Origin of the sequence: Enterovirga sp. CN4-39, assembly GCF_049446235.1 — a bacterium.
GTDB lineage: Bacteria > Pseudomonadota > Alphaproteobacteria > Rhizobiales > Beijerinckiaceae > Enterovirga.
On the sequence record NZ_JBMSEF010000003.1, the window covers coordinates 281,864 to 304,927 of the forward strand.

The window sequence follows — 23,064 nt, forward strand, 5'->3', positions numbered from 1 at the left end:
GAAACGGTTGTCGGGGCCGTGGGGCCGGCTCGCTCAATGGCCGCCGAAGGACGGCGTGCGGCGCTCGAGAAACGCCCCGATGCCTTCCCGGATGTCCCGCGTCGGCACCATGCGTCCGAACTGGGTCGCCTCGACGGCGAGCCCCTCGTCGATGGGCAGGTTGATCCCCCGCGTGACGGCCGCCAGGCAGGCCGCCACCGCGAGGCGCGAATGCGCCATCACCTTGCCGGCGAGGTCCCGCGCCGCCGGCAAGAGCTCCTCGTCCGGCACGACGTCGTTGACCAGCCCGATCCCGGCGGCCTCACCGGCCGTGATGGGCTCGCCGGTCAGCAGCATCTTCAGGGCGCGCTTCCTGCCCACGAGCCGCGGCAGCCGCTGCGTTCCGCCGAACGGGGGAGGGAAGCCGAGCCTGATCTCGGGCTTGGCGAAGCTGGCGCTCTCGGCCGCGATCGCCAGGGGCACGGCCTCGGTCATCTCGCAGCCACCCCCGAAGGCGAGCCCGTTCACGGCCGCGATGATCGGCTTCGGGAAGGTCTCGAGCCGGCTGGTCAGGCGCTGGCCGCGCCGGACGAAATCCCGCAGGGCGATCTCGACGCCCGCGTTGACGCTCGACGAGAAGCACTTGATGTCCGCCCCGGCGCAGAAGGCCTTTCGCCCGGCCCCGGTCAGGATCACGGAGCCTATCGCGTCGTCCGTCTCGATGTCGTCGAGGGCCGAGGCGAGCGCGTCGATCAGCGGGTAATCGAGCGCGTTCAGCTTGTCCGGCCGGTTGAGGACGAGCGTCGCGGTACCGCCCTCGTCGGTTCGCAACAGGATCTGGTCGGACATGTGATCTCCCTGGCTGGTCCAGAGGAAGGATCACGTCGCGACCTGCGGGTTTCAAACGAGATGGACTCGTGCGGGGGTGAGCTCCGTTCACCTGGCCGAAGGTGGCCCAGGCGCTAAGGGCGGAAGTCGCCGCGGTGCGTCGACGAAACGGGCCAGTCGGCGCAGACCGGGATGCTGAACCTCCTGCGGTACTGAGCGGGTCCGATCCCGAGACGATCGTTGAAGACGATCCGCATGTGGTCGGCCGTCACGAACCCGGTGTCATAGGCGACGGCCTTGAGCGAGCGGTCGCTGCCTTCGAGCAGTTTGCGGGCCGCGTCGAGGCGGGCATTCTCGACGAACCTGTGTGGCGTGACGCCGGTCTCCTGAACGAAGTGTCGCGCGAGGCTCCGGGTGCTCATTCCGGCAATATCTGCGAGCGACTTAAGGCTGTGTCGCCGGCCGACATTCGCCATGACGTGGTCCTGCACGCGGCGGATCGGCGATGTCGGGTCGGCCGGGGCCATGAGATAGGGACTGAACTGGGACTGGCCGCCCTGGCGCTGAGCGAGGACGACCAGATGCTTCGCGACCGCGACCGAGACATCCGGGCCGTAGCGGCGGTTCACCAAAGCCAAGGCCAGATCGATCCCCGCCGTGATCCCGGCGGATGTGATCAGCTTCCCGTCCTGGATGAAGATCGCATCGGGCTCGACGCGCGCGGCCGGGAAGCTTTCGGCCAGCTCCCGGGCGATCCGCCAATGCGTGGTGACGCGGCGGCCGTCGAGCAGCCCGGCATGCCCCAGCGGGAAGGCACCGGTGCAGACCGAGCCGTAGATCGACGCCCTGCGCGAGGCGCGGCGCAGGTACTCGATCAGCCGGTCGTCGGGCCTTCCTCGCGGAAGGCTCGGCCCACCGGCGACGAGAAGGATGTCGAACGCGTCCTCCGCCTCGGCGAAGGTGGCATCGGCCAGCACCCGCATGTTGTTGGACGCCCTGACGGGATCGCGGCTCGCCCCTACGAGGACCACCTCGTAGCGCTCGTCCGAGGGCGTGAACTTGTTGGCCTCGCCGAAGGCGTCCAGCGGGCCGGCGACATCGAGCGCCTGCACGCCTTCGTGGATGACGATCCCGACTTTCTGCACGGTCATGGCACCACCAGACATTCTGGCGCGAAGCGGCGCGTGGTTGTCCTGATCCGCTGGGCGGCTCCCGTTGTGGGAGTGGGACTGAACCATAAGATTGTGGCGCAGGCAGAGCCCGCCCTCGGAGGCTGCGACGCAGTCCCGGTGCAGCGCGTGGCAGGCCGGACCAATCGGAGCAGCACTGGAACGGTACGATGCTCGACATGATCTCCGGGGTGAAGATCCCCGACAGCAGGATGGCGCGCGACGCTACGGAGTTCGTGCGGCAGCTCGAAGACGAGATGTTATATAACCATTCTGTTCGCGTGTATTTCTTCGGCGCCCTGAACGGCATGAGGCGAAATCTTCCGTTCGACGCAGAGCTGCTCTACGTCGCGGCGCTCTTTCACGACCTCGGGTTGGTCGACAGCCATCACAGTCCGACGAAGCGGTTCGAGGTTGACGGGGCCGACGCTGCCCGGGACTTCCTCAAGAGCCACGGTATCGCCGACCCGCAGGCCGATCTCGTGTGGGAGGCGATCGCGCTGCACACGACGCCTGGCATTCCCCAGTACATGAAGCCGGAAATCGCACTGACGAACGCGGGCGTTCTGATGGATGTGATTGGTATCGGCTTTGACGATTTCACGCCCGGGCAACGAGACGAGGTCGTCGCAGCCTTCCCGCGCCACGATTTCAAGGGCGCGTTCATCCGGGCCCAGACGTGCTCGGCCCTGAAGAAGCCGGAAACGACGTTCGGCACGGTCAATTTCGACTACATCGAATACCGCGATCCGACCTTTCGGAAGCCGAACGCCTGCACCCGCATCCTCAACGCGCCTTGGGCCGAGTGACCGGCAGCTGCCGTGCCGGCTGCGCGCGGAAGAGCCTGCAGGTCGAAGCGCCGGGAGGTCTCCATGATTTCTTGGTCGAAGATGGGGACGACCGCATTGTTCGGCGCCCTGGTCGCACTCGGGCCTGTCGCGGTGGGTCCCGGGCACGCGGTGGAGAGCGTAAGGACGGTCTTCGAGCGCGCGCTCCCGAACGCGCCCGGCAAGCGGCTCGTGGCCGTTGTCGTCACGTACCCGCCCCGGAGCGCCTCGCCAGCACATCGGCACGCGCCTTCGGCCTTCATCTACGCACATGTCCTGAGCGGGGCGATCCGGAGCCGCGTGAACGATGGGCCCGAGCGCGTGTACCGGGCGGGGGAGGGTTTCTTCGAGGAGCCTGGCTCGCGCCACCAGGTGAGCGCCAATGCAAGCGGGAGCGAGGCGGCAAGCCTCTTGGCCGTCTTTGTCCTCGACGAGCACGACGACGTGCTGACGCTGCCCGATCCGAAGCCGTAGCGATCGGCGGGATGCATGTTGGCAGGTGACGGAGATCACGCGATGACATCAGGCCCGAACGCCGCGAGCAAGAGCATGAGGGCATGGCGGGTCCATGCCTTCGGGGGCCCCGACGCCATGTCCCTCGAGGCGGTGAAGCGTCCGGAGCCTGGCCCCGGAGAGGTTCTCGTCCAGGTCCACGCCGCCGGGGTGGGACCGTGGGACGCCTGGATCCGCGCCGGCCGAAGCGCTCTGCCGCAGCCCCTGCCACTCACGCCCGGCTCGGATCTGGCGGGCGTGGTCGCCGGGATCGGGCCTGAGGTTCGGGGGCTCGGCCTCGGGGAGGCCGTGTTCGGCGTCACGAACCCGCGCTTCGTAGGAGCCTATGCGGAGTACGCCCTGGCCGAGGCTGCGATGATCGCCAGGATGCCCGCCCGATTGAGCTTCCAGGAAGCCGCCTCGGTGCCGGTGGTCTCGATCACGGCGTGGCAGGCGTTGTTCGAAGAGGCGCGGCTCAAGGCGGGGCAGACAGTCCTGATCCATGGGGCGGGCGGGAACGTCGGCGGCTACGCTGTCCAGTTCGGCCGCCGGGCCGGACTCCGTGTCGTCGCGACTGCGAGTTCCCAGGATGCTGCCCTCGTCAAGGAACTCGGGGCCGAAAAGGTGATCGATTATCGGCGCCAGCGGTTCGAGGACGAGATCGACAATGTCGATGCCGTCATCGATCTGGTCGGCGGCGAGACCCAGGCGCGGTCCTTTGCCGTGCTGCGCCCCGGAGGCGCCCTCATCTCCACCGTGTCCGAGCCTGACCAGCGGCAGGCCGGCGAACGGGGGATCTCGGCAGCATTCTTTCTCGTCGCAGTCACATCGGAGCGGCTGACCAGGATCGCCGAGCTCCTCGACGCTGGCGAACTGAAAACGCGGATCGGAGCGGTTCTTCCGTTCTCGCAGGCTTGGGAGGCACACGAGATGATGGAAGACGCCGGACGCGCTCCCAAAGGTAAAATCGTCCTTCAGATCACCGGCCGGTGAGCCCCCGTGCATCGGAAGGGATACGGCATTCTTGCCAGTTCAGGTCGGCGGCCAGCTAGACCACATCCGACTGATGGGTCTGCGGTAACTCGGTGGCGTTGATTGTTGCGGCGGCGATATTCCTTGTCGATACGCTAAGCTCGCTCGAATTCGCCGTAGCTGTCCTGTACATCTTCGTCGTGATGCTGGCCGCAGACGGCGGTCAGCGGAGCGTACTCGGCGCGGGCGCCATTTGCGTTTTCCTGACGACCGTGAGCTTCGCCATCACGCATGGGCGACAGGCTGCGGGCGTTGAAGAGCTTCGCGCCCTCGTGAGCTTGTCGGCGATCGGCATCACGACCCTTCTTGCCCTTAGGATGGTCAGGGCTGCGGAGCGCCTCGCCGCAAGCGAAAGGAAGCGGGCCAATCTCGGCCGGTTCTTCTCCCCCTCGATGGTCGACCAGCTCGCCGACGCCGACGTCCCGGCGAGCTTCGCGCGGGAGCAACCGGCTGCGGTCATGTTCGTGGACATCGTGGGCTTCACGGACCTCGCCTCGCGCATGCCTGCAGGAGAGGCGGTGGCGGTTCTGCGCGAGGTGTTGGCCATCATGGCTGACGCGGTGTTCCGCAACCACGGCACGATCGACAAGTTCTTGGGTGACGGCCTGCTGGCGGTCTTCGGCGTACCGGTGCCTGGACCCCGCGACGCCACGAATGCCGTCCTGTGTGCGGGCGACATCTCACGCAGGATCGCTGCGTGGAACAAGGAGAACCGACGGGGTGGCCAGCCCGAGATCCGGATGGCGATGGGCATCCATTTCGGTGAGGTCGTCTTCGGGAATGTCGGAACGGAGGACCGGCTGGAGCTGACCGTGCTCGGCGAAACCGTGAACTTGGCGAGCCGCATCGAGAGCTATTGCCGGCGGCTGGATGCCGAGATCCTGGTCAGCGGTTCCGTGGTCGCGCGGCTTCTCGAGGAAGGCAGCGAGCACCTCGCCGAGGAGTTCGCGGACGAAGGCACGCACGCGCTCCGGGGGATGAACCATCCCGTCCGGCTCTATCGTGGCAGCTTGGTTCGGCCAGGAGAGCCGGTCTCCGCCGTCGGCCGCCGGTGCGACCCCACGGAGGGTGGGCGCGCATAGGGTTCGGCCCGACGCGCCCGCGGGCTGATCAGCCCGGGGCAACACGGCCCCAACCTGGCCCGGGGAGGGCTGTGTCGCCCGACTTCCGGACGCCGACTGCGGGAAAGCCCCACCGTCACATTCGCCAAAAGTCGAAATCGGCGGCCCTCTTGAAGGATGTACTCACGTTCCTAAATCGCTCGCCGTCGAGGCGCTTCAGGGCTCGACAGGGGTGCGCTGCCCGTGGGGGCGCGCCTCGCATCCATGTTGCTCTTCAGGAGGATGTGGTCATGAGAACTTTCGACGTTTCGCCCCTTTACCGCCATTCCGTCGGCTTCGACCGGCTCTTCGACATGCTGAACGAGGGCGCCCGCTCCGATTGGCCGCCCTACAACATCGAGAAGAGGGGCGAGAACGAGTACGCCATCACGATGGCGGTCGCCGGGTTCGGGCCGGATGACATCGAGCTCACCCAGCACGGCACCCAGCTTGTCGTCGCAGGTCTGCGCAAGGACGAGCAGCCCGGCCGGCAGTTCCTGCACCAGGGCATCGCCTCGCGCGCCTTCAAGCAGACCTTCAGCCTCGCGGAGCATGTCCGCGTCGAGGCTGCCACCCTGGAGAACGGCCTCCTCACCGTCGCCCTCGTGCGGGAGATCCCCGAGCGGCTGAAGCCGCGCCGGATCGAGATCGGCGCCGCGAGCCGGCCCGGCGTCGCCCAGGACAATGCTCCGGCGCAGATCGAGGCCGAGCCCGGGCGGCAGGCCGCGTAACGCAGCTTTCCCTTCAGCAGAGCGGTCCAGTCACCCGGCCCCGGGCGGGCTGGGCCGCTCATGTCCGGAGGAACCAGAGGTGAGCAGCACAGCCGACAGCACGACCACCACCAACACCATCCCAGAAGGCCCGGCGACCCTCCTCCGCAGTCCGGAGGATGTCCTTCGCAGCCCGGATCTGACGCTCGCGAAGAAACGCGAGGTGCTCGCCCGCTGGGCGTCGGACGCGCACGCGGTCGAGAATGCGCCGGCCCTCCGCCAGCTGGATGACGGGGCGATCGTGGGCGTGGACGAGGTCCTGGCCGCGCTCAAGGCACTGGATGGCGAGAGGGAAACCACTGCCGCGCGAATGCAGGTCCGGAGGGCCTTCGGCCGCAAGCGGGGCAGCCTCCTGTCCCGCCTGCGTGTGAGACGGCGGCGGGAGGATCGCGACGACGACCCGCCGCCTCGTCCCGCGGCGGCGGCGTATCCCGTCGAGATCCGCGTGGCCGACGCGCTCGCCGCCTAGAACCGGATCCTGAGACGATGAAGGCGACTGCATTCCGGTCCCGGGCGGCGCTGGCGCTCGCGGGATGGGCGTTGATGACCCTCGGCATGGCCGTCGGGCTCGCCAGACGCCCGAGATGACGGTAGCGGAGCGGCACCGCTGACGAAGGCGCTCATGCCCAGTGGGGACGCGGCAGCAGCGTCCCCACTGGGCGGAACGGCATGTTCGCCTGAATTGCCTTCGGCAGGACGGACCGTTCGAGCCTCCCAAGCCCGATCGAGACCTTGGCGTCCTACGCCATTTCCATCGCACGCTCGAACTGCGTGAGATGCAGAGCCTCGACCAGCGACCTGTGCGCATCGTCGTCGTGCATAGCGCGCTGAAAGAGTTCCTTCTTGCGCAGCAGTTGTTCTTCGAGATCGGCTGGGCGGTCCCCGCTCACGCCGGGAAAGGCGAGATCCGGCACGGCTGAGAGGCGCCAGGCTGGCTCGATCAGGTTATTGGCTCGCCCGAGGAATTCCGCGACGACCTCGCTGAGAGCGCCACCCGTCGCGGCGTGGGTCGCCAGGAGGCGGTGCAGCAGCTTGCCCTCGATGGCCGCGATGCTCATCCCCTGACCATAGACCGGGTTGAAGCGACAGATCGCGTCCCCGATCGGGATGAGACCGCCGGGAAGGCGACCCGAAACGCCGAAATGGCGCCAGACGCTCTCTCCGAACCTGAATTGTGCGATTTCGCCGACCGAGTCCGCTCTCCGCAGGGCCGAGGCGATCGTCCGGGTCGGGAGCAACTCGGCGGAGACCAGGAAGTCGGGCAAGGTCGCGGGCGGCAACTCGTCACCACGTCCGGCCAGGATCACCTGCCAGCGCCCCTGCCCGATCTGCATCATGAGGCCGCTGCGACTGCTTTCCGGCACCATCGGATAGGTTATGAGGGCGGTGAAATCGAGGTTGGCCTCGGGCGGAAAGGTGAAGATCCCGGTCGCATAGCCGAGATCGATCCCAATCTTCGTCTCGCGCGGCGGCTCGAGGCCATTCTGCGCGATACAGGCCATCGTCACGCCCCCTCTTCCCGAGGCATCGATGACGAGATCCGCCTCGATCGTGTCGAGATTGGCCCGCTCATCCTCGAAGCGGACGCCGACCACGTTCTCGCCCTTCGCCGTCGTCACGACCTCCACGACCCGGGCCCCGCGGCGGAACGTGATGTTCTCCTGAGCCGCGACCCTTCGGGCGATAACCTGCTCGAGGATCGGCCGGGTTGTCGCGACACTCCTGATGCCGAATTGGCGCTGCGGGAGGACGCCCACATCCGGGATCTCAGATCGTGCGTCGTGGCCTGCCTCCAGCGGCAGCGCCCCGGCACGGTGGAGGTCGGCCTCGATGCCAGGCAAGAGGTACGCGAAAGCGCCCAGCCCACCGGCCAGCAAGACGTGAGGCTGTCGTCCTTGCGGAACGCCGGGCCGCGGCTCCCCCGTGGCCTGGGTCTTGTCGCGCTCCAGAACCACCACGTGCTCGACGAAGTCTGCAACGGCCCGCGCCGCCGCAAGGCCAGCGATTCCCGCCCCGACAACCACCGCCTGCCGACCGATCAGACGCTTCATCAACCTGCTCCCCGGTGAGTGAGGAGTGGTCGCTAGGCCGGCCGTGCAGCCAGAGTGTTTCGCCTCCGGGCTCGTTTCCATCATCTGAAAGAATCGGCCCAGTGGGAGCGGATCCGCTCCCAATGGGCTTGCGATTCCGGGCGGCGCTGGCCCTCACCGGATCTTCGAGCCGAAGGGAGGGGGCACGCTCCGGCAGCGTCGCCGCGGGCAGAAACGCTCGCTTGAAACTTCCCGCCCGGCAGGGCACCTACCTGCCGCCAGGGATTGTTCGAAAGGCATTGAAAACGGTGTCGACAGACCAGGTCGCAGCCCCCGAAAGCCGCAGCTTCGAGGCAGACGTCTCGAGGCTGCTGCACATGATGGTCCACTCGGTCTATTCGGACCGCGACGTCTTCCTTCGGGAGCTCATCTCGAACGCCGCCGACGCCTGCGAAAAGCTTCGGTTCGAAGCGATCGCGAATCCGGGATTGCTCGGCGCGGACAGCAAGCTCCGCATCACGCTGAAGGCAGATCCCGAGTCCCGCCGGCTCGTCGTCGAGGACAACGGCATCGGCATGACCCGGGACGAGATGGTGGAGGCCCTCGGCACGATCGCGCGGTCCGGCACGAAGGCGTTCATCGACCGGGCCGGGTCGGCGCAGGGCGCCGAGGGCGCACAGCTCATCGGCCAGTTCGGCGTCGGCTTCTACTCGGCCTTCATGGTTGCCGAGCGGGTCGACGTCGCCTCCCGCCGGGCCGGCCAGGACGAGGCGGCCTTTTGGTCCTCAGACGGCCAGGGCTCGTACACGGTGCGGGCGGCGGAAGCCGGCGAGGCGCCCGAGCGCGGCACGCGCGTCACCCTCCACCTGATGGAGGACGCCGCCTCCTACGCGGAGCGCTTCAACCTGGAGCGGATCGTGAAGGCGCAGTCGGGCCATGTGCCGGTACCGATCGCCTTCGCCGAGAAGCCGGATGCCGAGCCGCAGGAAATCGCCGACGGGTCGGCGCTCTGGGCGAAGCCGCGGGCGCAGGTCAGCGCGGAGGAATACACCGACTTCTACCGCAGCCTCGCGGGCCAGTTCGACGAGCCCGCACTGACGGTCCATTTCCGCGCCGAGGGCCGGCACGAATACACGGCGCTCGCCTTCCTGCCCGGGTCGAAGCCCTTCGATCTGCTCGACCCCGAGCGGTCGGGGCGCATGAAGCTATATGTGCGGCGCGTCTTCATCACCGACGAGGCGGAGATCCTCCCCAGGTACCTCCGCTTCGTCCGCGGCCTCGTCGACTCGTCCGATCTCCCCCTCAACCTGTCGCGGGAGATGATCCAGGAGAGCCCGATCCTCGCGGCGATCAAGAAGGGCGTGACCAACCGCGTGCTCGGCGAGCTGGAGAAGCTGGCGAAGGACGATGCCGAGGCCTACGCGAAGGTGTGGGACAATTTCGGGCCCGTCCTGAAGGAAGGTCTCTACGAGGATTTCGAGAGGCGGGGGCAGCTTCTCGGGCTGGCGCGCTTCAAGACGACCTCGTCCGGTGAGGGCTGGCGCTCCCTCAAGGACTACGCGGCCTCCATGCGGGAGAACCAGACCGCGATCTATTACGCGGCCGGATCGGACCTCGCGCGCCTCGAGAGCTCGCCGCAGCTCGAGGGCTTCCGTGCCCGGGGTGTCGAGGTGCTCCTCCTGCCCGATCCGGTGGACAGCTTCTGGGTCACGGCTGGGATCGACTACGAGGGCAAGCCCTTCAAGTCGGTCACGCAGGGTGGGGCGGACCTCTCGCTCATCCCGAAGCTCGACACCAATGCCGATTCCGGCGCTGCCCCGAGCGAGGCCGTCGCCGGCTTCATCGCTTCGCTGAAGACCGTGCTGGCCGATCAGGTGGCCGATGTCAGGGCCTCCGAGCGGCTGACCGAAAGCCCCGTCTGCCTCGTGGCGCCCGAGAGCGGGCTCGATCGCCAGCTCGAGCGCATCCTGGCGCAATCCGGGCGGGGCGGCCTGGGCGCGAAGCCCGTCCTGGAGGTCAATCCCAACCACGACCTGATCATTGCTCTCGCGGCGATCGGCGAGGAGGACCGCGCGCTGAGCGAGGATGCCGCCCACCTGCTCTATGACGAGGCCAGGGTCCTGGACGGCGAATTGCCGGCCGACCCGAAGGCGTTCTCCCAGCGCCTCGGACGCGTGATGCGACGCTCCCTGGGCTGAGCACTCCCGCGTCCCGCGTTGGGGCACGCTCTCCCCGCAGCGTGGTGGTCGGATCTACCACCACGCCATGGGCCGGGCCGGCCTAGTCGGTCGCCACACCCTGCTGCCGGTCCGTGAGGCCCGGCAGGATCGACTTGAAGTTGTCTTCGAGGTTGCGGCGGCTCGCGGGGTCGACCGCGGCGGCCGGGATGGAGGCGGCGGCGGTCGCGGCCGCGCCAATGGAGCGGGCGGCCCCGCCCACGACAAGGCCGATGCCTTCCCCGAGGCTCTGCTCGTGACCGACGGCTTGGCCGGTGGCGAGGCGGGCCCCGATCGAGCGCACGACATCGGGCGACTCGGCGAAGGTCGCGTGGTGCAGCGGATCACCGGAGTTGATCCGGGTCAGGTCGACGGCCGTGATATTGGCGCGCGCGAGCGCCGTCCGGTACGGCTCCGCCTCGGGATCGATCGCCCCGAGCTGGACAGCGCTTCCCCAGAACAGGCGTGAGAAGGCGAGCGCCCGATCGTCCTGCGAGACGAAGAGCGTGATCTTGGGCCGCCGCGGGCCGAGGTCCAGGACCTGGGTGCGGGCGACATCGATGTCCACGTCCGGCGCCGCGAGCATCACGTTCCGGATCTTCTCCGGCACCCGTCCCTTTCGGATCGCCTGCTGCCGGAGCGCCTCGAGCGTCACCCAGTTCCCCATGGAATGGGCGAGCACGTTGATCTCGCCCACGCTCGGCTCCGCGGCAAGGCCGTTGAGCAGCCGTTCCAGCGCTCCTCGCGAGTAGGTCGCGCTCTCCCGATCGTACGGATAGGCGAGCAGCCGTCCGCGCGAGGGCCAGGTGAACAGGATGGCGACCCCCGGGGCGGCGCTGTCATGCTTGATCTGGGCGAAGCGGAAGACCGCGTCGTCGAACTGGTTGTTGTAGCCGTGCACGAAGACGAGGACCCGGCGCTGGCCGGACTTGCGGATCATCTCCCGGACGGTGTCCCTCAGCCCCGCCTCCTCGAGCGGCTCCGACCGGAGCGTCACGAAGTGGCGGGCCGGATCGCCGGGGCTCGTATCCGGCCATTCCACCTCGCCGACCCGGTGGGTGGGCGGCACGGAGACGTCGATCCGCTGGAACGAGACGCGCGTGGAGCGTTCTCCCCCGAAGAGCACCCCCGGATCGGGCAGAGGGTTGCGGGTGGTCGCGACGAGCATGGGCACGCGCTGGGCCCCGATCGCCTCCGCCTGGACCGGCAGCATCGCATCGGGAGCCCGCGTGCCGCAGGCTGAAAGCGCCAGCGCAACGGCGGCAACGACAACGGCCGGCTTCAACTCGCCCCTCTCCCCATCGAGCGGCACGATAGCGGCCGGCGGGCTTCATGTCGCGAGCAAGATGAGCGCCGGGCGGCCGGCGCGGCCTTGCGCCTCAGGGCGGGTCGGCCGCGGCTTCGTCTTCCTGGGGTTCAGGCGGGGGCGGCGCGAGCGCTCGCGTCAGCTGGGGCGCGTTGAGGGTTTCGATCGGCCGGAAGGTCGCTCCATTGGTCTGCCCCGGGACGCGCACGCAGCCGACGCAGATGAAGCGGAAGCGGTCGCGCCGGGCCAGTTTCTGGTCGAGCGTTTCCTCTCCCTGCGCGCCCGACGGCCCTACCGTGAACCGCAGAGGTTGCTCCTCCTCGGCGCGTGCGAAGCCAGTCTCGAGGCTGGCAAGCAGAGCCAGGGCTGCCGTCGATGATCTGATCCGCCCACGCAGAATCACGTTCCTCCGCGGGCGCGACCTTACGCGCGAGGGTTGAATCGGCCAAACGCGTCAGGTCGGCTTCGCCGGTCCGGTCTCGACAGGGCGTGCCGGGTCCGCCGTCCATTCGGACATCGACCCGTCGTAAAGCTTCACGTCCGGCCGGCCGAGGACCTCCGACAGCACGAACCAGTCCGTCGCGGCGGCCTGGCCGGTATTGCAGAACGAGATGACGGGTCCCTCGCCGGCCGGCGCGAACAGGGTCTCCAGCTCGGGGCGACCCTTGAGGCCATGGCGCTCCGCGTCGAAGGCCTGCGCACCCTCGACATTGACCGAGCCGGGCAGCCGCCCGGCACGCGCCGCCTGCGGGGATTTCTCCTCGCCCGCAAAGGATTTGGGCCCGCGGGAATCGACCAGGGTTGCGCCGCCATCCGCCACCACCCGCTCGACCTCGTCCAGCGTCGCGCGGACGTCGGGGGCGAGCCGGACCGGATACTCGGTCCGGGCCGGCGGCTCCGTGGGTTCCGTCGCGACCGGGAGGCCGGCCGCGACCCAGGCTTCCCAGCCGCCGTCAAGCATGGACAGACGGCGGTGCCCGGCCGCCCGGAAGGTCCAGAATATCCGGGCCGCGACGCTGAAATCGCCCGAGGACATCCCGGCCGGGACCACGACCACCCAGCTCTCGGGCGTGATGCCGAGCCCGCCGAACAGCGTCGATAGTCGGTCGGAATCGGGCAGGAGCCCGGCCGCCGCACCCTTCTGCTGGCGCCAGCCATCGGCAACGTAGTCGGAATGGATCGCGCCCGGGATATGGCCGGCATCATAGGCGGCGCGACCGCCGCCATAGCCGGCGGAGCGGATATCGAGCACGACGAGGCCTGGCTGCCCCAGCCGCTTCGCGAGTTCCGCGGGGGCGATCAGGGCCGGTGCGGTTTCGGTGCTCATGGGCGTTCCTCGATGTCCTGCAAAGCCATGACTCACCGGCCCCGATGCTGCAACGTCGCCCGGGGCGGCCGGCCTCAATAGCGGTGCTTTAAGCCCTGCCAGTCCTCGACCAGCGCTTGGCCATCGTCCTCGGCGAGATAGCTCGGGCCGATCGGCGACTTGCCGTGGCCGCCCGGGATGTCCAGCACATAGGTCGGCTGGGCGAGGCCGGAGACGCTGCCGCGCAGCGCGCGCATCAGGGCCTGGCCCTCGGCGACGCTCGTCCGCAGATGCGACGTGCCGGGCGCAAGATCGCCATGGTGGAGGTAGTAGGGCTTGATCCGGGTCTCGACGAGCGCCCGCAGCAGGGCCTCGAGCGTGGCCGGATCGTCGTTCACGCCGCGAAGAAGCACCGATTGCGAGAGCACCGGGACGCCCGCATCGACGATCCGCCCGCAGGCGGCGCGGGCGGCCGGTGTCAGCTCCCGGGCGTGGTTGGCGTGCAGCACGAGCCAGGTCGCCTTGCCGGGGACCCTGAGGGCCTCGACCAGCTCCGGCGTGATCTTCCCGGGATCGGCGACCGGCAGCCGCGTGTGGATGCGGATCACCCGGACGTGCTCGATCGCGGCGAGCGCAGCCGCGATCTCCCGCAGGCGGCGCGGCGACATCACGAGCGGGTCGCCCCCCGACAGGATCACTTCCCAGATCCCCGGCCGGGCGCGGATGTAGTCGAGGGCGGCCTGCAGCGCCGTGGGCGACAGAGCCTCGGCCTTCCCGGGACCGACCATCTCGCGCCGGAAGCAGAACCGGCAATAGACGGCGCAGACATGGACCGGCTTCAGCAGGACCCTGTCGGGGTAGCGGTGCACGATGCCTTCGACCGGCGAATGCGCCTCGTCGCCGATCGGGTCGGCCAGTTCCTCGGGCCGGGTGTCCAGCTCCTCCGCGGAGGGGACGAATTGCCGCGCGATCGGATCGGCCGGATCGACGACGTCGATCAGCTCTGCGAGCGCCGGCGTTATCGCGACGGCATAGCGGGCCGCGACGGCGTCGAGCGCGGCGAGGTCTCCCGGAGAGGCCAGGCCCGCCGAGGCGAGGTCATCGGAGGTGCGCAGTGGCTTGGTCACGGGCAAGGCATCGTCATTCCGCTCGCCCCGGCGGAAGCCGGGGTCCAGGCGTCTTCGCCGTCGAGCCGTTTCATCGATCCGGCTTTCGCCGGGATGGCCGGGTGCGAGTCAAGCAACCGGTGTCCAGATCACGTCCTCGATCCGCTCCGCTCCGCTGGCCAGCATGACGAGGCGGTCGAGCCCGAGCGCCACCCCCGATGCCCGCGGCATGGTCTCCAGGGCAGCAAGGAAGTCCTCGTCCAGGGGGTAGCGCTCGCCGTAGACGCGCGCCTTCTCGTCCATCTCGGACACGAAGCGCCGCCGCTGCTCGGCCGCGTCGGTCAGCTCGCCGAAGCCGTTCGCAAGCTCCACCCCGCAGGCATAGAGCTCGAACCGCTCCGCGACACGGGGATCGTCCTCCGAGCGGCGGGCGAGCGCCGCCTCCGCCACCGGGTAGCGGTCGAGCAGGGTCGGCCTGCCCTCGCCGAGCCGGGGCTCGATCCTCTCGACCAGGACGCGGCTGAACATGTCCGACCAGGTATCGTCCGGGGCGGTCCGGATTCCCGACGCGCTGCACGCTGCAGCGAGCGCATCCCGGTCCGTATCGTCGGCCCCGACCGTGGACAGGAGGTCGATCCCGGCATGCTCGCGAAAGGCATCGGCGACGCTCACCCGCTCGGGCCAGGCCGTCAGGTCGCAGGTTCGGCCGCGAAAGCTCGCGACCGGCCGGCTCGTCGTCTCGGCCGCGAGCCGCACGAGTTCGGCGGCATCCTGCATGACGAGGTCGTATTCCTCCTCGACGCGGTACCACTCCAGCATCGTGAATTCCGGATGGTGCAGCGCGCCCCGCTCGCGGTTCCGGAACACGTGGCCGAGCGAGAAGATCCTCTCCTCGCCGGCAGCCAGCAGCTTCTTGGCCGCGAATTCCGGGGAGGTATGCAGGTAGAGCGGGCGCCCCTCGCCGGCCGTCGTCAGGGCTTCGGTCGCAAAGGCGTGCAGATGCGCCTCGTTTCCCGGCGAAGCCTGCAGGGCGGCCGTATCCACCTCGACGAATCCGCGCGCCGCGAACCAGCGCCGGGTCGCCGCGACGATCCGGTTTCTCTGCAGGAGGAAGGGCCGCCGGCGGGCATGCTCGTCCCGCGACCACCAGGGCGGACGGCCGCTCACCGGCAGGCCGCCCGGGAAGCGCCGGTCACTGGCGAAGAAAGGGAAGATCGGCTAACCGGGCCCCAAGTCAATTCCCGCGGGCCCGCCCGGCCGCGTCGCTTACACAGCAAGGATCATTCTCGTGAAGGTCATCGCCTCCTCCCTCCGGAAAGGCAATGTCGTCGAGGTCGACGGCAAGCTCTACGTCATCGTGACGGCGGAGAACATCCACCCCGGCAAGGGCACGCCCGTCACCCAGCTCGACATGCGTCGCATTTCGGACGGCGTGAAGGTGTCGGAACGCTACCGTACGACGGAGCAGGTGGAGCGCGCCTTCGTGGAGGATCGCGAGCACACCTACCTCTACAACGACGCCGAAGGCTTCCACTTCATGAACCCGGAGACCTACGACCAGGTCGCGGTTCCGAAGGACATCATCGGCGACCAGGCGCCTTACCTCCAGGAGGGCATGGCCGTGATGCTCTCGACCCATAACGGCGTGCCGATCGCGATCGAGCTGCCGCAGCGCGTGACCCTCGAGATCGTCGAGACGGAGCCGACCGTGAAAGGGCAGACGGCCTCCTCGTCCTACAAGCCGGCCGTGCTGTCGAACGGCGTCCGCACGATGGTGCCGCCGCATGTCGCCACCGGCACCCGCGTCGTCATCATGACGTCGGACGGCTCCTACGTGGAACGCGCCAAGGACTGAGCGCAAAAGGGCGCGTCTGCGTGAGGCTCATCAACCCGCTCGTCGCGGCCGTCGCCCCGCCGCCGATCCCGGAGGCCCGGGCATGGGCCTCGCGGTATGACGGTCGGCACGGGCCGCTCATCGACCTGACGCAGGCCGTACCGGGCTACGCCCCGCATCCGGACCTGGTGCGGAAGCTGGCCGAGGCGGCCGCGCGCCCGGAGAGCTTCGGCTACGGCGACATCACGGGCGACCTCGCGCTGCGCGAGGCCTATGCGGCCGACATCAACGCTCTCTATGCGGGTGATGTCGGCACCGCCGAGGTCGCGATCACGACCGGCGCCAATATGGGCTCCTTCGCGGCGACCATGCTGCTGGCCAAGGCCGGCGAGGCCGTGATGCTGCCGGTGCCCTGGTACTTCAACCACCAGATGAACGCCGCGATGCTGGGCGTGGAGGTCGTGCCGCTCCCCTGCAGCGCGGAGAGCGGCTTCGTGCCCGATCCGGACCAGGCCGAGCGGCTTCTCACGGACAGGGTCAAGGCGATCCTGCTCGTCACGCCGAACAATCCGACGGGGGCCGTCTATCCGCCCGGCACGATCGCGCGCTTCGCGGATCTCTGCCGCCGGCGCGGCATCGCGCTCGTTCTCGACGAAACCTATCGCGACTTCCGGCCCGGGGATCTCGCCCGGCCGCACGAGCTCTTCCGCGATCCATTCTGGCGCGACTACCTGATCCAGCTCTATTCGTTTTCGAAGAGCTACTGCGTTCCCGGCTATCGGCTCGGCGCGATCGCGGCGTCCGGCCCGGTGCTGGCCGAGCTGACCAAGATCCTCGATTGCGTTCAGATCTGCGCGGCGCGGGCGGGCCAGGCCGGGCTCGCCTGGGCGATCCCGGCTCTGTCGAGCTGGCGGGAGGAGAACCGCGCCCTGATGAATCGCCGGGGCGACGCTGCGGCGGCAGTCTTCGCCCGGCTTCCGGGATGGGAGATGGCGAGCCGCGGCGCCTATTTCGCCTATATTCGCCACCCTTATCCCGGACACGCGGCGATGCAGGTGGCCGAGGCGCTCGCGGTCGAACGTGGGATCGTGACGCTGCCCGGCTCGGCCTTCGGCCCGGACCAGGAGGACTATCTGCGGGTGGCGTTCGCCAATGTCGAGGCGGAGCGGATCGCGGAGGTGGCGAGCCGCCTGCAGGAGCCGCTCGAGCTCTAGGCCGGCCACGCCGCCTGCAAACCGGGATAACTTGGCCTGACGCCGAACTACACCCGTACCGCCCAGTTGAATTCTGCCGAAATCAGAGAACGTCCGATCGTAAACGGACGAAATAAGCCGCATCGGCCGCGCTGCCGCGCCGATTTCAACATTGTAATCCTTAGGACCGGAACCGCTCCTCCCGGGGTTTGTTTCGCCTTCGACTTGAACGTCCTGCGCGCACCCGAGCCGCAGGCCAGCAATCAGTCGGGAGAGGACGGGAAATGCGTATTGGTTTCACCGCCGCCTGTATCGCCGGGACTTTGATCTCCTCCGCGTCGCTCGGTTCGGCTACCGCCTCAGCCGCCAACGACACGGTCGGGGCGATCATGGATGGCGGCGCCATCGTCGATCATATGCAGGGACCCGGCGGAGGCCCACCGGGCGGCGGCTTCAGGGGAGGGCCTCCCGGCGGAGGCGGATTCCGCGGCGGGCCGCCTGGTGGCGGGCCGCGGTTCGGCGGGCCTGGGCCTCGCGGTCCTGGATTCGGACCCGACCCTCGCGGTCCGGGCTTCGGTCCGGGACCACGCGGGCCCCGGTTCGGCCGCCCAGGCAGGCCACCACCTCCCGTCTACGGCCGGCCCTATTACGGATATGGCTGGGGGGGCTGGGGAGGCTGGGGAGGCTACCCGTATTATTACGGCGACGGCGCCCTCCTCGGCGCCGGTATTGCCGGGTTGGCGGCCGGCGCGCTGGTCGGCAGCGCAGCGGCGGCGCATCCGCCAGGGACCCGCGTTGTCGTCAACCCGGAATGGGTCGCCTACTGCTCACGCAGGTACAAGACGTTCGATCCGGCCACCGGAACCTATGTGGGCCGCGATGGCCGCCGGCACACCTGCCGGTAGAGGCCGGATCCCGGCCGGCGCGTCACCCGGCGTGGGCGGCGCGGGAATCCTCGGGCGCCTCGTCCCGCTCGGCGAGGCCGTAATCCCGTATGACGGCGGCGACGCGGAGCCGGTAATCGGCGAAGACGCCGCCCCGTCCGGCCGCCTGCGCGGCGCGGTGCTCCGCCGTCATGCGCCAGGCGGCAACGGCCGCTTCGTCCCGGAAGAAGGAGAGGGACAGGATCTTGTCCGGGTTCGTGAGGCTCTGGAAGCGCTCGACCGAGACGAACCCGTCGATCCGTTCGAGCTCCGGCCGCAGCCGGGCGGCGATGTCGAGATAGGTCTCGCGCCGTCCCGGGGCGGGTCGAACCTCGAAGATCACCGCGATCATGCTGCCGGCTCCACCGGGCGCAGGAAGCTGCGCTCCTCCGACAGGATAAACCGCCCGGCCTGCGCCATGCGGAAATTCTCGGCCCCGGCGGGATCGGATTTCAGCCGGGCGCGATACGCCTCGTACGCCGCGAGGCTCGGAAAGGAGATCAGGGCCAGCGCGATATTGTCCGTCCCTTCGTGCGGCATGAAATAGCCCAGGAGGTCCCCGCCGCAGGCCGGGGTGATGGCGAGCCAGTTGCGGGCATATTCCTCGAAAGCGTCGCGCTTGTAGGGATCGAGCACGTAGCGGATGCAGCAGGTGACGGTCATGGGGGGCTCCTCGGGGCTTGTCTCGGCCGCACTCTGCCCCTTTGCGCTGCGGGGATGGTTCGATTATCGTCGAACCATGAAGGCAGGTCCCGACATCGCGCTCGTCGCCTCCCTCCTCGGCGATCCCGCCCGCGCCAACATGCTGACGGCCCTCATGGGCGGCGGCGCGCTGACGGCGGGCGAGCTCGCCCGGCAGGCCGGCGTCACGGCTCCGACGGCGAGCTCGCACCTCGCGAAGCTGCTCGCCGGCAACCTCGTCGTCCTGCGGAAACAGGGCCGGCACAGCTACTACGCCCTCTCGGGCGAGGATGTCGGCGACGTGCTCGAGGCGCTGATGGGGCTCGCGGCACGCGCCGGCCATGCCCGCACCCGTCCGGGACCGCGCGAGCCGGCCCTGCGGGAGGCCCGCATCTGCTACGACCACCTCGCGGGCGATCTCGGGGTCGCGATGCTCGACGGCATGGTCGAGCGGGACCTGATCCGCGGGGAGGGGGAGGCGGAGGCGCTCCACCTCACGCCGGCCGGGGAGAGCTTCGTCCGCGAATTCGGGATCGACCTGAACGAGATCGCGGGCACGCGCCGGCCCCTCTGCAAGGCCTGCCTCGACTGGTCGGTCCGCCGCTCCCACCTCGCCGGCGCGCTCGGCGCCGCCCTGCTTCGCCGCTTCGCCGAACTCGGCTGGGCGAAGCGCGTCGAGGGCTCGCGCGTGATCGCCTTCTCGCCGCGCGGCCGAAAGGCCTTCGCCGAGACCTTCGGCGTCTAGGCAAAGGGGCGGCACGGCATCGGGCCGCTCCGGCCGATCGTTTTGCGGCCCGCAACTGCTTGCCTGCGCCAGCCGGAGGCGTAGCCTAACCTCGCGCCTGTGACGGGGACGTCGCGGCGCCACCCGGCAACCACTCGGCGAAAGGAGCCCCATCGAGCGCCCACGCACAGTCCACATCGAGAGCATGAGGAGTTCAACGATGGCTACCTTGTCACGAACTCGGCTCCTGTCGATCGCCGCGGCCGCCCTTGTCAGCGCAGCGGCGACAACGTCGGCCTCCGCCGACATTGTGATGGACTGGAACTCGGCTGCCGAGGTGATCGGCACCGAAAAGCAGCTGGGGCCGGCGCCGCACGGCCGAAACCTCGCCATCCTCCATACGGCCATGTTCGAGGCCGTGAATGCCGTGCAGGGACGATACGCTCCCTACAGGCTATCCCTCGGGACGCACCCCGACGCCTCCAAGGAGGCGGCCGCCGCCAAGGCGGGCCATGACGTTCTCGTCGCGCTTTTCCCCGACAAGCGGGCGAGCCTCGACGAAGCGCTGGCTCAGATGCTTGCCGGCGTGGACGAAGGGGCGATGAAGGAGAAGGGCCTCGAGCTCGGCATGCGCGCGGCCGAGGGCATGCTCGCGAATCGCGCCGATGACGGAGCAGACGCTCGGGAGAGCTATCGCCCGCACACGGCGCCCGGAGCCTACGTGCCGACCGCGATCCCGCTCTACTCGACCGTCGGGGCGATCAGGCCGTGGGTGATGGCGTCCGGATCGCAGTTTCGACCGGCACCGCCCCCGGCGCTGACCTCCGAGACCTGGACGCGCGACTACAACGAAATCCGCGAAGTCGGATCCCGCAACAGCACGGTCCGGACCCCGGAGCAGACGAGTATCGGCCGGTTCTGGCTGCTGACCGGTGCTCGCACCTACAACCCCATCCTCCGGCAGGTCGCGATGAAGCAGGATATGGACCTCCTGGATTGCGCGCGCCTCTACGCGCTCGCGGCGATGGCCGCCAACGATGGCCACATTGCCGTTTTCGATGCCAAGTACGCATACGGCTTCTGGCGGCCGATCACGGCCATTCGCACTGGGGAGCTCGCAGGAAACCCTGCGACGCCGAGAGACCCCGAATGGCTGCCGCTGGCCGATACGCCGATGCACCCGGAATATCCGTGCGCCCATTGCATCACGTCCTCCGCGGTCGCGACGGTGCTGAAGGAGCTGGTCGGAGACGAGGTGGGAGAGATCGTGCTGACCAGCGCGACGGCGCCCGGCGTGACCCGGAAATGGTCCCGCATCAGCGACTACGCGGATGAGGTCAGGCACGCCCGGATCTATGCCGGCTTCCACTATCGCTTCTCGGGCGAGGTAGGGGCGGAGATGGGCCGGAAGATCGGCGAGCTGACCGTGCGGACACAGCTCCCGCGGCGTACCCCAGCCGTCGAGGCATCGCGCTGAGCGCGCGCAGGGCCGAAAGCGTGAAGGGCGCGAGCTGGGACGGAGGGATTTTCCCGTCTCCGTCCCGGTGCGCCGCTGCCCGGCCCTGCGAAGCCGTGTCCCTGTCCGTCCGAAAGCTGCCTGGAGGATCTGGCAGGCAGCTAGCGGGCGCTGCGGACGGGGGTGTGCTTCGCCGCCTCCGGGGAGCTAGGCGCCGAAAGCGCCGTCGATCGTGTGCATAGCGCCCGTCACGAAGCCGGCTTCCGGCCCCGACAGCCAGGCCACCATCCCGGCGACCTCCTCGGGCCGGCCGTGGCGCTTGATGGCCATGAAGCTGTGCATCAGGTCCTTCATCGGCCCGTTCTCCGGGTTCGCGTCCGTGTCGATCGGGCCGGGCTGCACGATGTTGACCGTGATGCCGCGCGGCCCGAAATCCCGCGCCAGCCCCCGCGCCATGCCCTGCAGGGCGGACTTGCTCAGGGCGTAGGACGCCATTCCGGCGACGGGCATCCGGTCGCCGTTGACCGAGCCGATCACGACGATCCGCCCCCCGTCCGGCATCCGCCGCGCCGCTTCGACGGAGGCGTGGTAGGGCGTGTGGACGTTGATCCGGAACAGCCGGTCGATCGCGTCCGGATCCTGGTCCAGCGGATCCCCGAACACGCCGATCCCGGAATTCACCACCAGCACGTCCAGCGGCCCGCTCTCGCGCACTCGCGCAATCACCGCATCGCGGTCGGCGCTGTCGGTCAGGACCGCCTTGGTGCCGGTCTCGGCCGCCAGGCGCATCGCGGCGTCGCGCGACCCTGCATAGGTGAAGGTGACGGCAGCACCCTCTGCCGCGAAGCGCCGCACGATCGCGGCTCCGATTCCTCGGCTGCCGCCGAGCACCAACACCGACTTGTCCTGAAACGCAGCCACTCGGGCCTCCTTGAGATAAAACGTAATGGACGCTACATAAATCCTCGCGTTTCCGCCGGTCAAGGCATTTTGTAATGCAGACTACAAAAAAATCCCGCCCTCGCGGCCGCCCCCGGCGCTTCGATCCCGCCGAGGCGGTCGCCACTGCCCAGCACCTCTTCCACGCTCGCGGCTATGACGCCGTGAGCGTCGCGGACCTGACGGAGGCGCTCGGCATCAACCCGCCGAGCTTCTATGCCGCCTTCGGCAACAAGGCCGGCCTCTACGCCCGCATTCTCGATCGCTATTCAGGCGACGATGCCATTCCGTTTGCGGAGCTGTTGCGGCTCGACCGTCCCGTGGCGGCGTGTCTTACAGCCGTGCTGGAGGAGGCCGCCCGCCGCTACGCCGCCGATCCGATGGCCCGCGGCTGTCTGGTGCTGGAAGGGACGCGCTGCAACGACCAGGAGGCCCGCGAGATGGCGCGCGCCTTCAACATCGCCGCGGAGGACATGATCCGCCGCTACATCGCGGAGCGCCATCCGGAGGAGGCCGAGCGGATCACGGATTTCGTCAGCACGACCATGTCGGGGCTCTCTGCTAAGGCCCGCCACGGGCACGGCCTGGACCAGCTCCTCGCCACCGCCCGGCTCGCCGGCGCGGCCATCGCGCAGGCCCTTCCGGGCTGACGATCGCCGAGGCGTTTCGGGGGGGCGGGGGGAGGCGGTAGCCCGAACTCGGAAGCCGGAAGCGACGCTCCACGGTCGATTTAAGCCGCGTCCTGCCTGATGGCGCCGGCGATCCCTGAATCGAACCGCTCTTGCGCGTCCCGCAGGTCGCCCTGATGCGCGAGAGCCCAATCGTAGAGGGACAGCAATGGGGCTTGTAACGTCCGGCCCAGGGGCGTGATCGAATATACGACCGCGATCGGCGAGGCGGTCGTGACGCAGCGATCGATCAGCCCGTTCCTCTCCAGCCGCCTCAATGTCTCGGTGAGCGCCTTCTGCGTGATCCCGTCCAGGCGCCGCTTCAGAGCGTTGAAGCGCTTCGGCTCCTCGCACAGGAACGTCAACACCAGGATCGACCACTTGTGGGCGACCTGCTCGAGCACCGGACGGACCACCGGGATGGTCTCGATCACCTGGTCTTCCGTGTAGGGCATGCGGTCTCGTCCGATAAACCTGGTCTACTT

Annotated in this window: 25 protein-coding genes; 13 read left to right on the top strand and 12 right to left on the bottom strand. The window is 68.9% G+C overall.

Annotation, left to right across the window (positions count from 1 at the left end):
• Positions 1–33 precede the first annotated feature (33 nt).
• Positions 34–828 (bottom strand): crotonase/enoyl-CoA hydratase family protein, encoded by a 795-nt coding sequence (locus ACO2SS_RS07965; protein WP_423277077.1) that lies wholly within the window; start codon positions 826–828, stop codon positions 34–36.
• 113 nt (positions 829–941) lie between these two features.
• Positions 942–1,958, bottom strand: coding sequence for a GlxA family transcriptional regulator (locus ACO2SS_RS07970; protein ID WP_423277078.1), 1,017 nt, complete (start codon positions 1,956–1,958; stop codon positions 942–944).
• 188 nt (positions 1,959–2,146) lie between these two features.
• On the opposite strand from ACO2SS_RS07970, the gene ACO2SS_RS07975 reads away from it, so the two are divergent.
• The 6 genes from ACO2SS_RS07975 to ACO2SS_RS08000 all read left to right on the top strand — a co-directional run bounded on the left by ACO2SS_RS07975 (position 2,147) and on the right by ACO2SS_RS08000 (position 6,666).
• Positions 2,147–2,785: an HD domain-containing protein gene (locus ACO2SS_RS07975; RefSeq protein WP_423277079.1), complete on the top strand. Its 639-nt coding sequence runs from the start codon at positions 2,147–2,149 to the stop codon at positions 2,783–2,785.
• Positions 2,786–2,848: 63 nt separating this feature from the next.
• Entirely contained in the window at positions 2,849–3,277 is a 429-nt protein-coding gene (locus ACO2SS_RS07980) for a cupin domain-containing protein (protein WP_423277080.1), read from the top strand.
• Between the two features lie 42 nt (positions 3,278–3,319).
• Positions 3,320–4,288: an NADP-dependent oxidoreductase gene (locus tag ACO2SS_RS07985; RefSeq protein ID WP_423277081.1), complete on the top strand. Its 969-nt coding sequence runs from the start codon at positions 3,320–3,322 to the stop codon at positions 4,286–4,288.
• Positions 4,289–4,380: 92 nt separating this feature from the next.
• A complete protein-coding gene (locus ACO2SS_RS07990) occupies positions 4,381–5,409 on the top strand; it encodes an adenylate/guanylate cyclase domain-containing protein (RefSeq protein WP_423277082.1) in 1,029 nt (342 codons plus the stop codon).
• A 269-nt stretch (positions 5,410–5,678) separates the two neighbouring features.
• Positions 5,679–6,158, top strand: coding sequence for an Hsp20 family protein (locus ACO2SS_RS07995; RefSeq protein WP_423277083.1), 480 nt, complete (start codon positions 5,679–5,681; stop codon positions 6,156–6,158).
• A 79-nt stretch (positions 6,159–6,237) separates the two neighbouring features.
• Complete coding sequence (locus tag ACO2SS_RS08000) at positions 6,238–6,666, top strand: hypothetical protein (RefSeq protein WP_423277084.1); 429 nt, start codon at positions 6,238–6,240, stop codon at positions 6,664–6,666.
• A 271-nt stretch (positions 6,667–6,937) separates the two neighbouring features.
• Here the strand turns inward: ACO2SS_RS08000 and ACO2SS_RS08005 are convergent, their stop codons facing one another.
• Positions 6,938–8,248, bottom strand: a complete 1,311-nt coding sequence (locus ACO2SS_RS08005) for an FAD-dependent oxidoreductase (protein ID WP_423277085.1) — start codon at positions 8,246–8,248, stop codon at positions 6,938–6,940.
• Between the two features lie 287 nt (positions 8,249–8,535).
• On the opposite strand from ACO2SS_RS08005, the gene htpG reads away from it, so the two are divergent.
• The gene (gene htpG, locus ACO2SS_RS08010) at positions 8,536–10,425 is read left to right on the top strand and encodes a molecular chaperone HtpG (RefSeq protein ID WP_423277176.1); all 1,890 of its coding nucleotides are present in this window, start codon (positions 8,536–8,538) and stop codon (positions 10,423–10,425) included.
• 82 nt (positions 10,426–10,507) lie between these two features.
• On the opposite strand, the gene ACO2SS_RS08015 is transcribed toward htpG, so the two are convergent.
• The 5 genes from ACO2SS_RS08015 to epmA form a co-directional block, all read right to left on the bottom strand.
• Positions 10,508–11,728 (bottom strand): alpha/beta hydrolase, encoded by a 1,221-nt coding sequence (locus ACO2SS_RS08015; protein ID WP_423277086.1) that lies wholly within the window; start codon positions 11,726–11,728, stop codon positions 10,508–10,510.
• 94 nt (positions 11,729–11,822) lie between these two features.
• Complete coding sequence (locus tag ACO2SS_RS08020) at positions 11,823–12,152, bottom strand: hypothetical protein (protein WP_423277087.1); 330 nt, start codon at positions 12,150–12,152, stop codon at positions 11,823–11,825.
• A 51-nt stretch (positions 12,153–12,203) separates the two neighbouring features.
• Positions 12,204–13,076, bottom strand: coding sequence for a sulfurtransferase (locus ACO2SS_RS08025; RefSeq protein WP_423277088.1), 873 nt, complete (start codon positions 13,074–13,076; stop codon positions 12,204–12,206).
• Positions 13,077–13,150: 74 nt separating this feature from the next.
• Positions 13,151–14,188 carry a lysine-2,3-aminomutase-like protein gene (locus ACO2SS_RS08030; protein ID WP_423277089.1) on the bottom strand — a complete coding sequence of 346 codons (1,038 nt, stop codon included), beginning with the start codon at positions 14,186–14,188 and terminating at the stop codon, positions 13,151–13,153.
• Between the two features lie 102 nt (positions 14,189–14,290).
• Positions 14,291–15,328 carry an EF-P lysine aminoacylase EpmA gene (gene epmA, locus ACO2SS_RS08035; protein ID WP_423277090.1) on the bottom strand — a complete coding sequence of 346 codons (1,038 nt, stop codon included), beginning with the start codon at positions 15,326–15,328 and terminating at the stop codon, positions 14,291–14,293.
• Between the two features lie 121 nt (positions 15,329–15,449).
• Between epmA and efp the strand changes: the two genes are divergently transcribed.
• The 3 genes from efp (at position 15,450) to ACO2SS_RS08050 (ending at position 18,093) form a co-directional block, all read left to right on the top strand.
• Positions 15,450–16,016: an elongation factor P gene (efp, locus tag ACO2SS_RS08040; RefSeq protein WP_423277091.1), complete on the top strand. Its 567-nt coding sequence runs from the start codon at positions 15,450–15,452 to the stop codon at positions 16,014–16,016.
• 20 nt (positions 16,017–16,036) lie between these two features.
• Complete coding sequence (locus ACO2SS_RS08045) at positions 16,037–17,209, top strand: aminotransferase (RefSeq protein WP_423277092.1); 1,173 nt, start codon at positions 16,037–16,039, stop codon at positions 17,207–17,209.
• Between the two features lie 395 nt (positions 17,210–17,604).
• Positions 17,605–18,093: a BA14K family protein gene (locus ACO2SS_RS08050; RefSeq protein ID WP_423277177.1), complete on the top strand. Its 489-nt coding sequence runs from the start codon at positions 17,605–17,607 to the stop codon at positions 18,091–18,093.
• Between the two features lie 22 nt (positions 18,094–18,115).
• On the opposite strand, the gene ACO2SS_RS08055 is transcribed toward ACO2SS_RS08050, so the two are convergent.
• On the bottom strand, positions 18,116–18,463 hold the full coding sequence (locus ACO2SS_RS08055) for an antibiotic biosynthesis monooxygenase family protein (protein ID WP_423277093.1): 348 nt from the start codon (positions 18,461–18,463) through the stop codon (positions 18,116–18,118).
• Entirely contained in the window at positions 18,460–18,774 is a 315-nt protein-coding gene (locus ACO2SS_RS08060; RefSeq protein WP_423277094.1) for an NIPSNAP family protein, read from the bottom strand. The genes ACO2SS_RS08055 and ACO2SS_RS08060 overlap by 4 nt, the downstream gene beginning before the upstream one ends.
• Here ACO2SS_RS08060 and ACO2SS_RS08065 point away from each other — a divergent pair.
• Positions 18,773–19,537 carry an ArsR/SmtB family transcription factor gene (locus ACO2SS_RS08065; RefSeq protein WP_423277095.1) on the top strand — a complete coding sequence of 255 codons (765 nt, stop codon included), beginning with the start codon at positions 18,773–18,775 and terminating at the stop codon, positions 19,535–19,537. The genes ACO2SS_RS08060 and ACO2SS_RS08065 overlap by 2 nt on opposite strands.
• Positions 19,538–19,736: 199 nt before the next feature.
• Positions 19,737–20,993, top strand: a complete 1,257-nt coding sequence (locus tag ACO2SS_RS08070; RefSeq protein WP_423277096.1) for a vanadium-dependent haloperoxidase — start codon at positions 19,737–19,739, stop codon at positions 20,991–20,993.
• A 186-nt stretch (positions 20,994–21,179) separates the two neighbouring features.
• On the opposite strand, the gene bdcA is transcribed toward ACO2SS_RS08070, so the two are convergent.
• Positions 21,180–21,893 carry an SDR family oxidoreductase gene (gene bdcA, locus ACO2SS_RS08075; RefSeq protein ID WP_423277097.1) on the bottom strand — a complete coding sequence of 238 codons (714 nt, stop codon included), beginning with the start codon at positions 21,891–21,893 and terminating at the stop codon, positions 21,180–21,182.
• A 74-nt stretch (positions 21,894–21,967) separates the two neighbouring features.
• Here bdcA and ACO2SS_RS08080 point away from each other — a divergent pair, with 74 nt between their 5' ends.
• Positions 21,968–22,561, top strand: coding sequence for a TetR/AcrR family transcriptional regulator (locus ACO2SS_RS08080; RefSeq protein WP_423277098.1), 594 nt, complete (start codon positions 21,968–21,970; stop codon positions 22,559–22,561).
• Between the two features lie 80 nt (positions 22,562–22,641).
• On the opposite strand, the gene ACO2SS_RS08085 is transcribed toward ACO2SS_RS08080, so the two are convergent.
• On the bottom strand, positions 22,642–23,034 hold the full coding sequence (locus ACO2SS_RS08085; protein WP_423277099.1) for a winged helix-turn-helix transcriptional regulator: 393 nt from the start codon (positions 23,032–23,034) through the stop codon (positions 22,642–22,644).
• Positions 23,035–23,064: the final 30 nt, after the last annotated feature.

Excerpts from the sequence above, each read along its gene's own strand:
- ACO2SS_RS08080 (WP_423277098.1), top strand. The coding sequence starts at position 21,968 with ATGCAGACTACAAAAAAATCCCGCCCTCGCGGCCGCCCCCGGCGCTTC.
- ACO2SS_RS07970 (WP_423277078.1), bottom strand. The coding sequence starts at position 1,958 with ATGACCGTGCAGAAAGTCGGGATCGTCATCCACGAAGGCGTGCAGGCG.
- ACO2SS_RS07985 (WP_423277081.1), top strand. The coding sequence starts at position 3,320 with ATGACATCAGGCCCGAACGCCGCGAGCAAGAGCATGAGGGCATGGCGG.
- ACO2SS_RS08025 (WP_423277088.1), bottom strand. The coding sequence starts at position 13,076 with ATGAGCACCGAAACCGCACCGGCCCTGATCGCCCCCGCGGAACTCGCG.
- ACO2SS_RS08005 (WP_423277085.1), bottom strand. The coding sequence starts at position 8,248 with ATGAAGCGTCTGATCGGTCGGCAGGCGGTGGTTGTCGGGGCGGGAATC.
- ACO2SS_RS08050 (WP_423277177.1), top strand. The coding sequence starts at position 17,605 with ATGCAGGGACCCGGCGGAGGCCCACCGGGCGGCGGCTTCAGGGGAGGG.
- ACO2SS_RS07965 (WP_423277077.1), bottom strand. The coding sequence starts at position 828 with ATGTCCGACCAGATCCTGTTGCGAACCGACGAGGGCGGTACCGCGACG.
- ACO2SS_RS07995 (WP_423277083.1), top strand. The coding sequence starts at position 5,679 with ATGAGAACTTTCGACGTTTCGCCCCTTTACCGCCATTCCGTCGGCTTC.
- ACO2SS_RS08065 (WP_423277095.1), top strand. The coding sequence starts at position 18,773 with ATGGGGGGCTCCTCGGGGCTTGTCTCGGCCGCACTCTGCCCCTTTGCG.
- ACO2SS_RS08060 (WP_423277094.1), bottom strand. The coding sequence starts at position 18,774 with ATGACCGTCACCTGCTGCATCCGCTACGTGCTCGATCCCTACAAGCGC.
- ACO2SS_RS08085 (WP_423277099.1), bottom strand. The coding sequence starts at position 23,034 with ATGCCCTACACGGAAGACCAGGTGATCGAGACCATCCCGGTGGTCCGT.
- ACO2SS_RS08070 (WP_423277096.1), top strand. The coding sequence starts at position 19,737 with ATGGCTACCTTGTCACGAACTCGGCTCCTGTCGATCGCCGCGGCCGCC.
- ACO2SS_RS08055 (WP_423277093.1), bottom strand. The coding sequence starts at position 18,463 with ATGATCGCGGTGATCTTCGAGGTTCGACCCGCCCCGGGACGGCGCGAG.
- ACO2SS_RS07975 (WP_423277079.1), top strand. The coding sequence starts at position 2,147 with ATGCTCGACATGATCTCCGGGGTGAAGATCCCCGACAGCAGGATGGCG.
- ACO2SS_RS07980 (WP_423277080.1), top strand. The coding sequence starts at position 2,849 with ATGATTTCTTGGTCGAAGATGGGGACGACCGCATTGTTCGGCGCCCTG.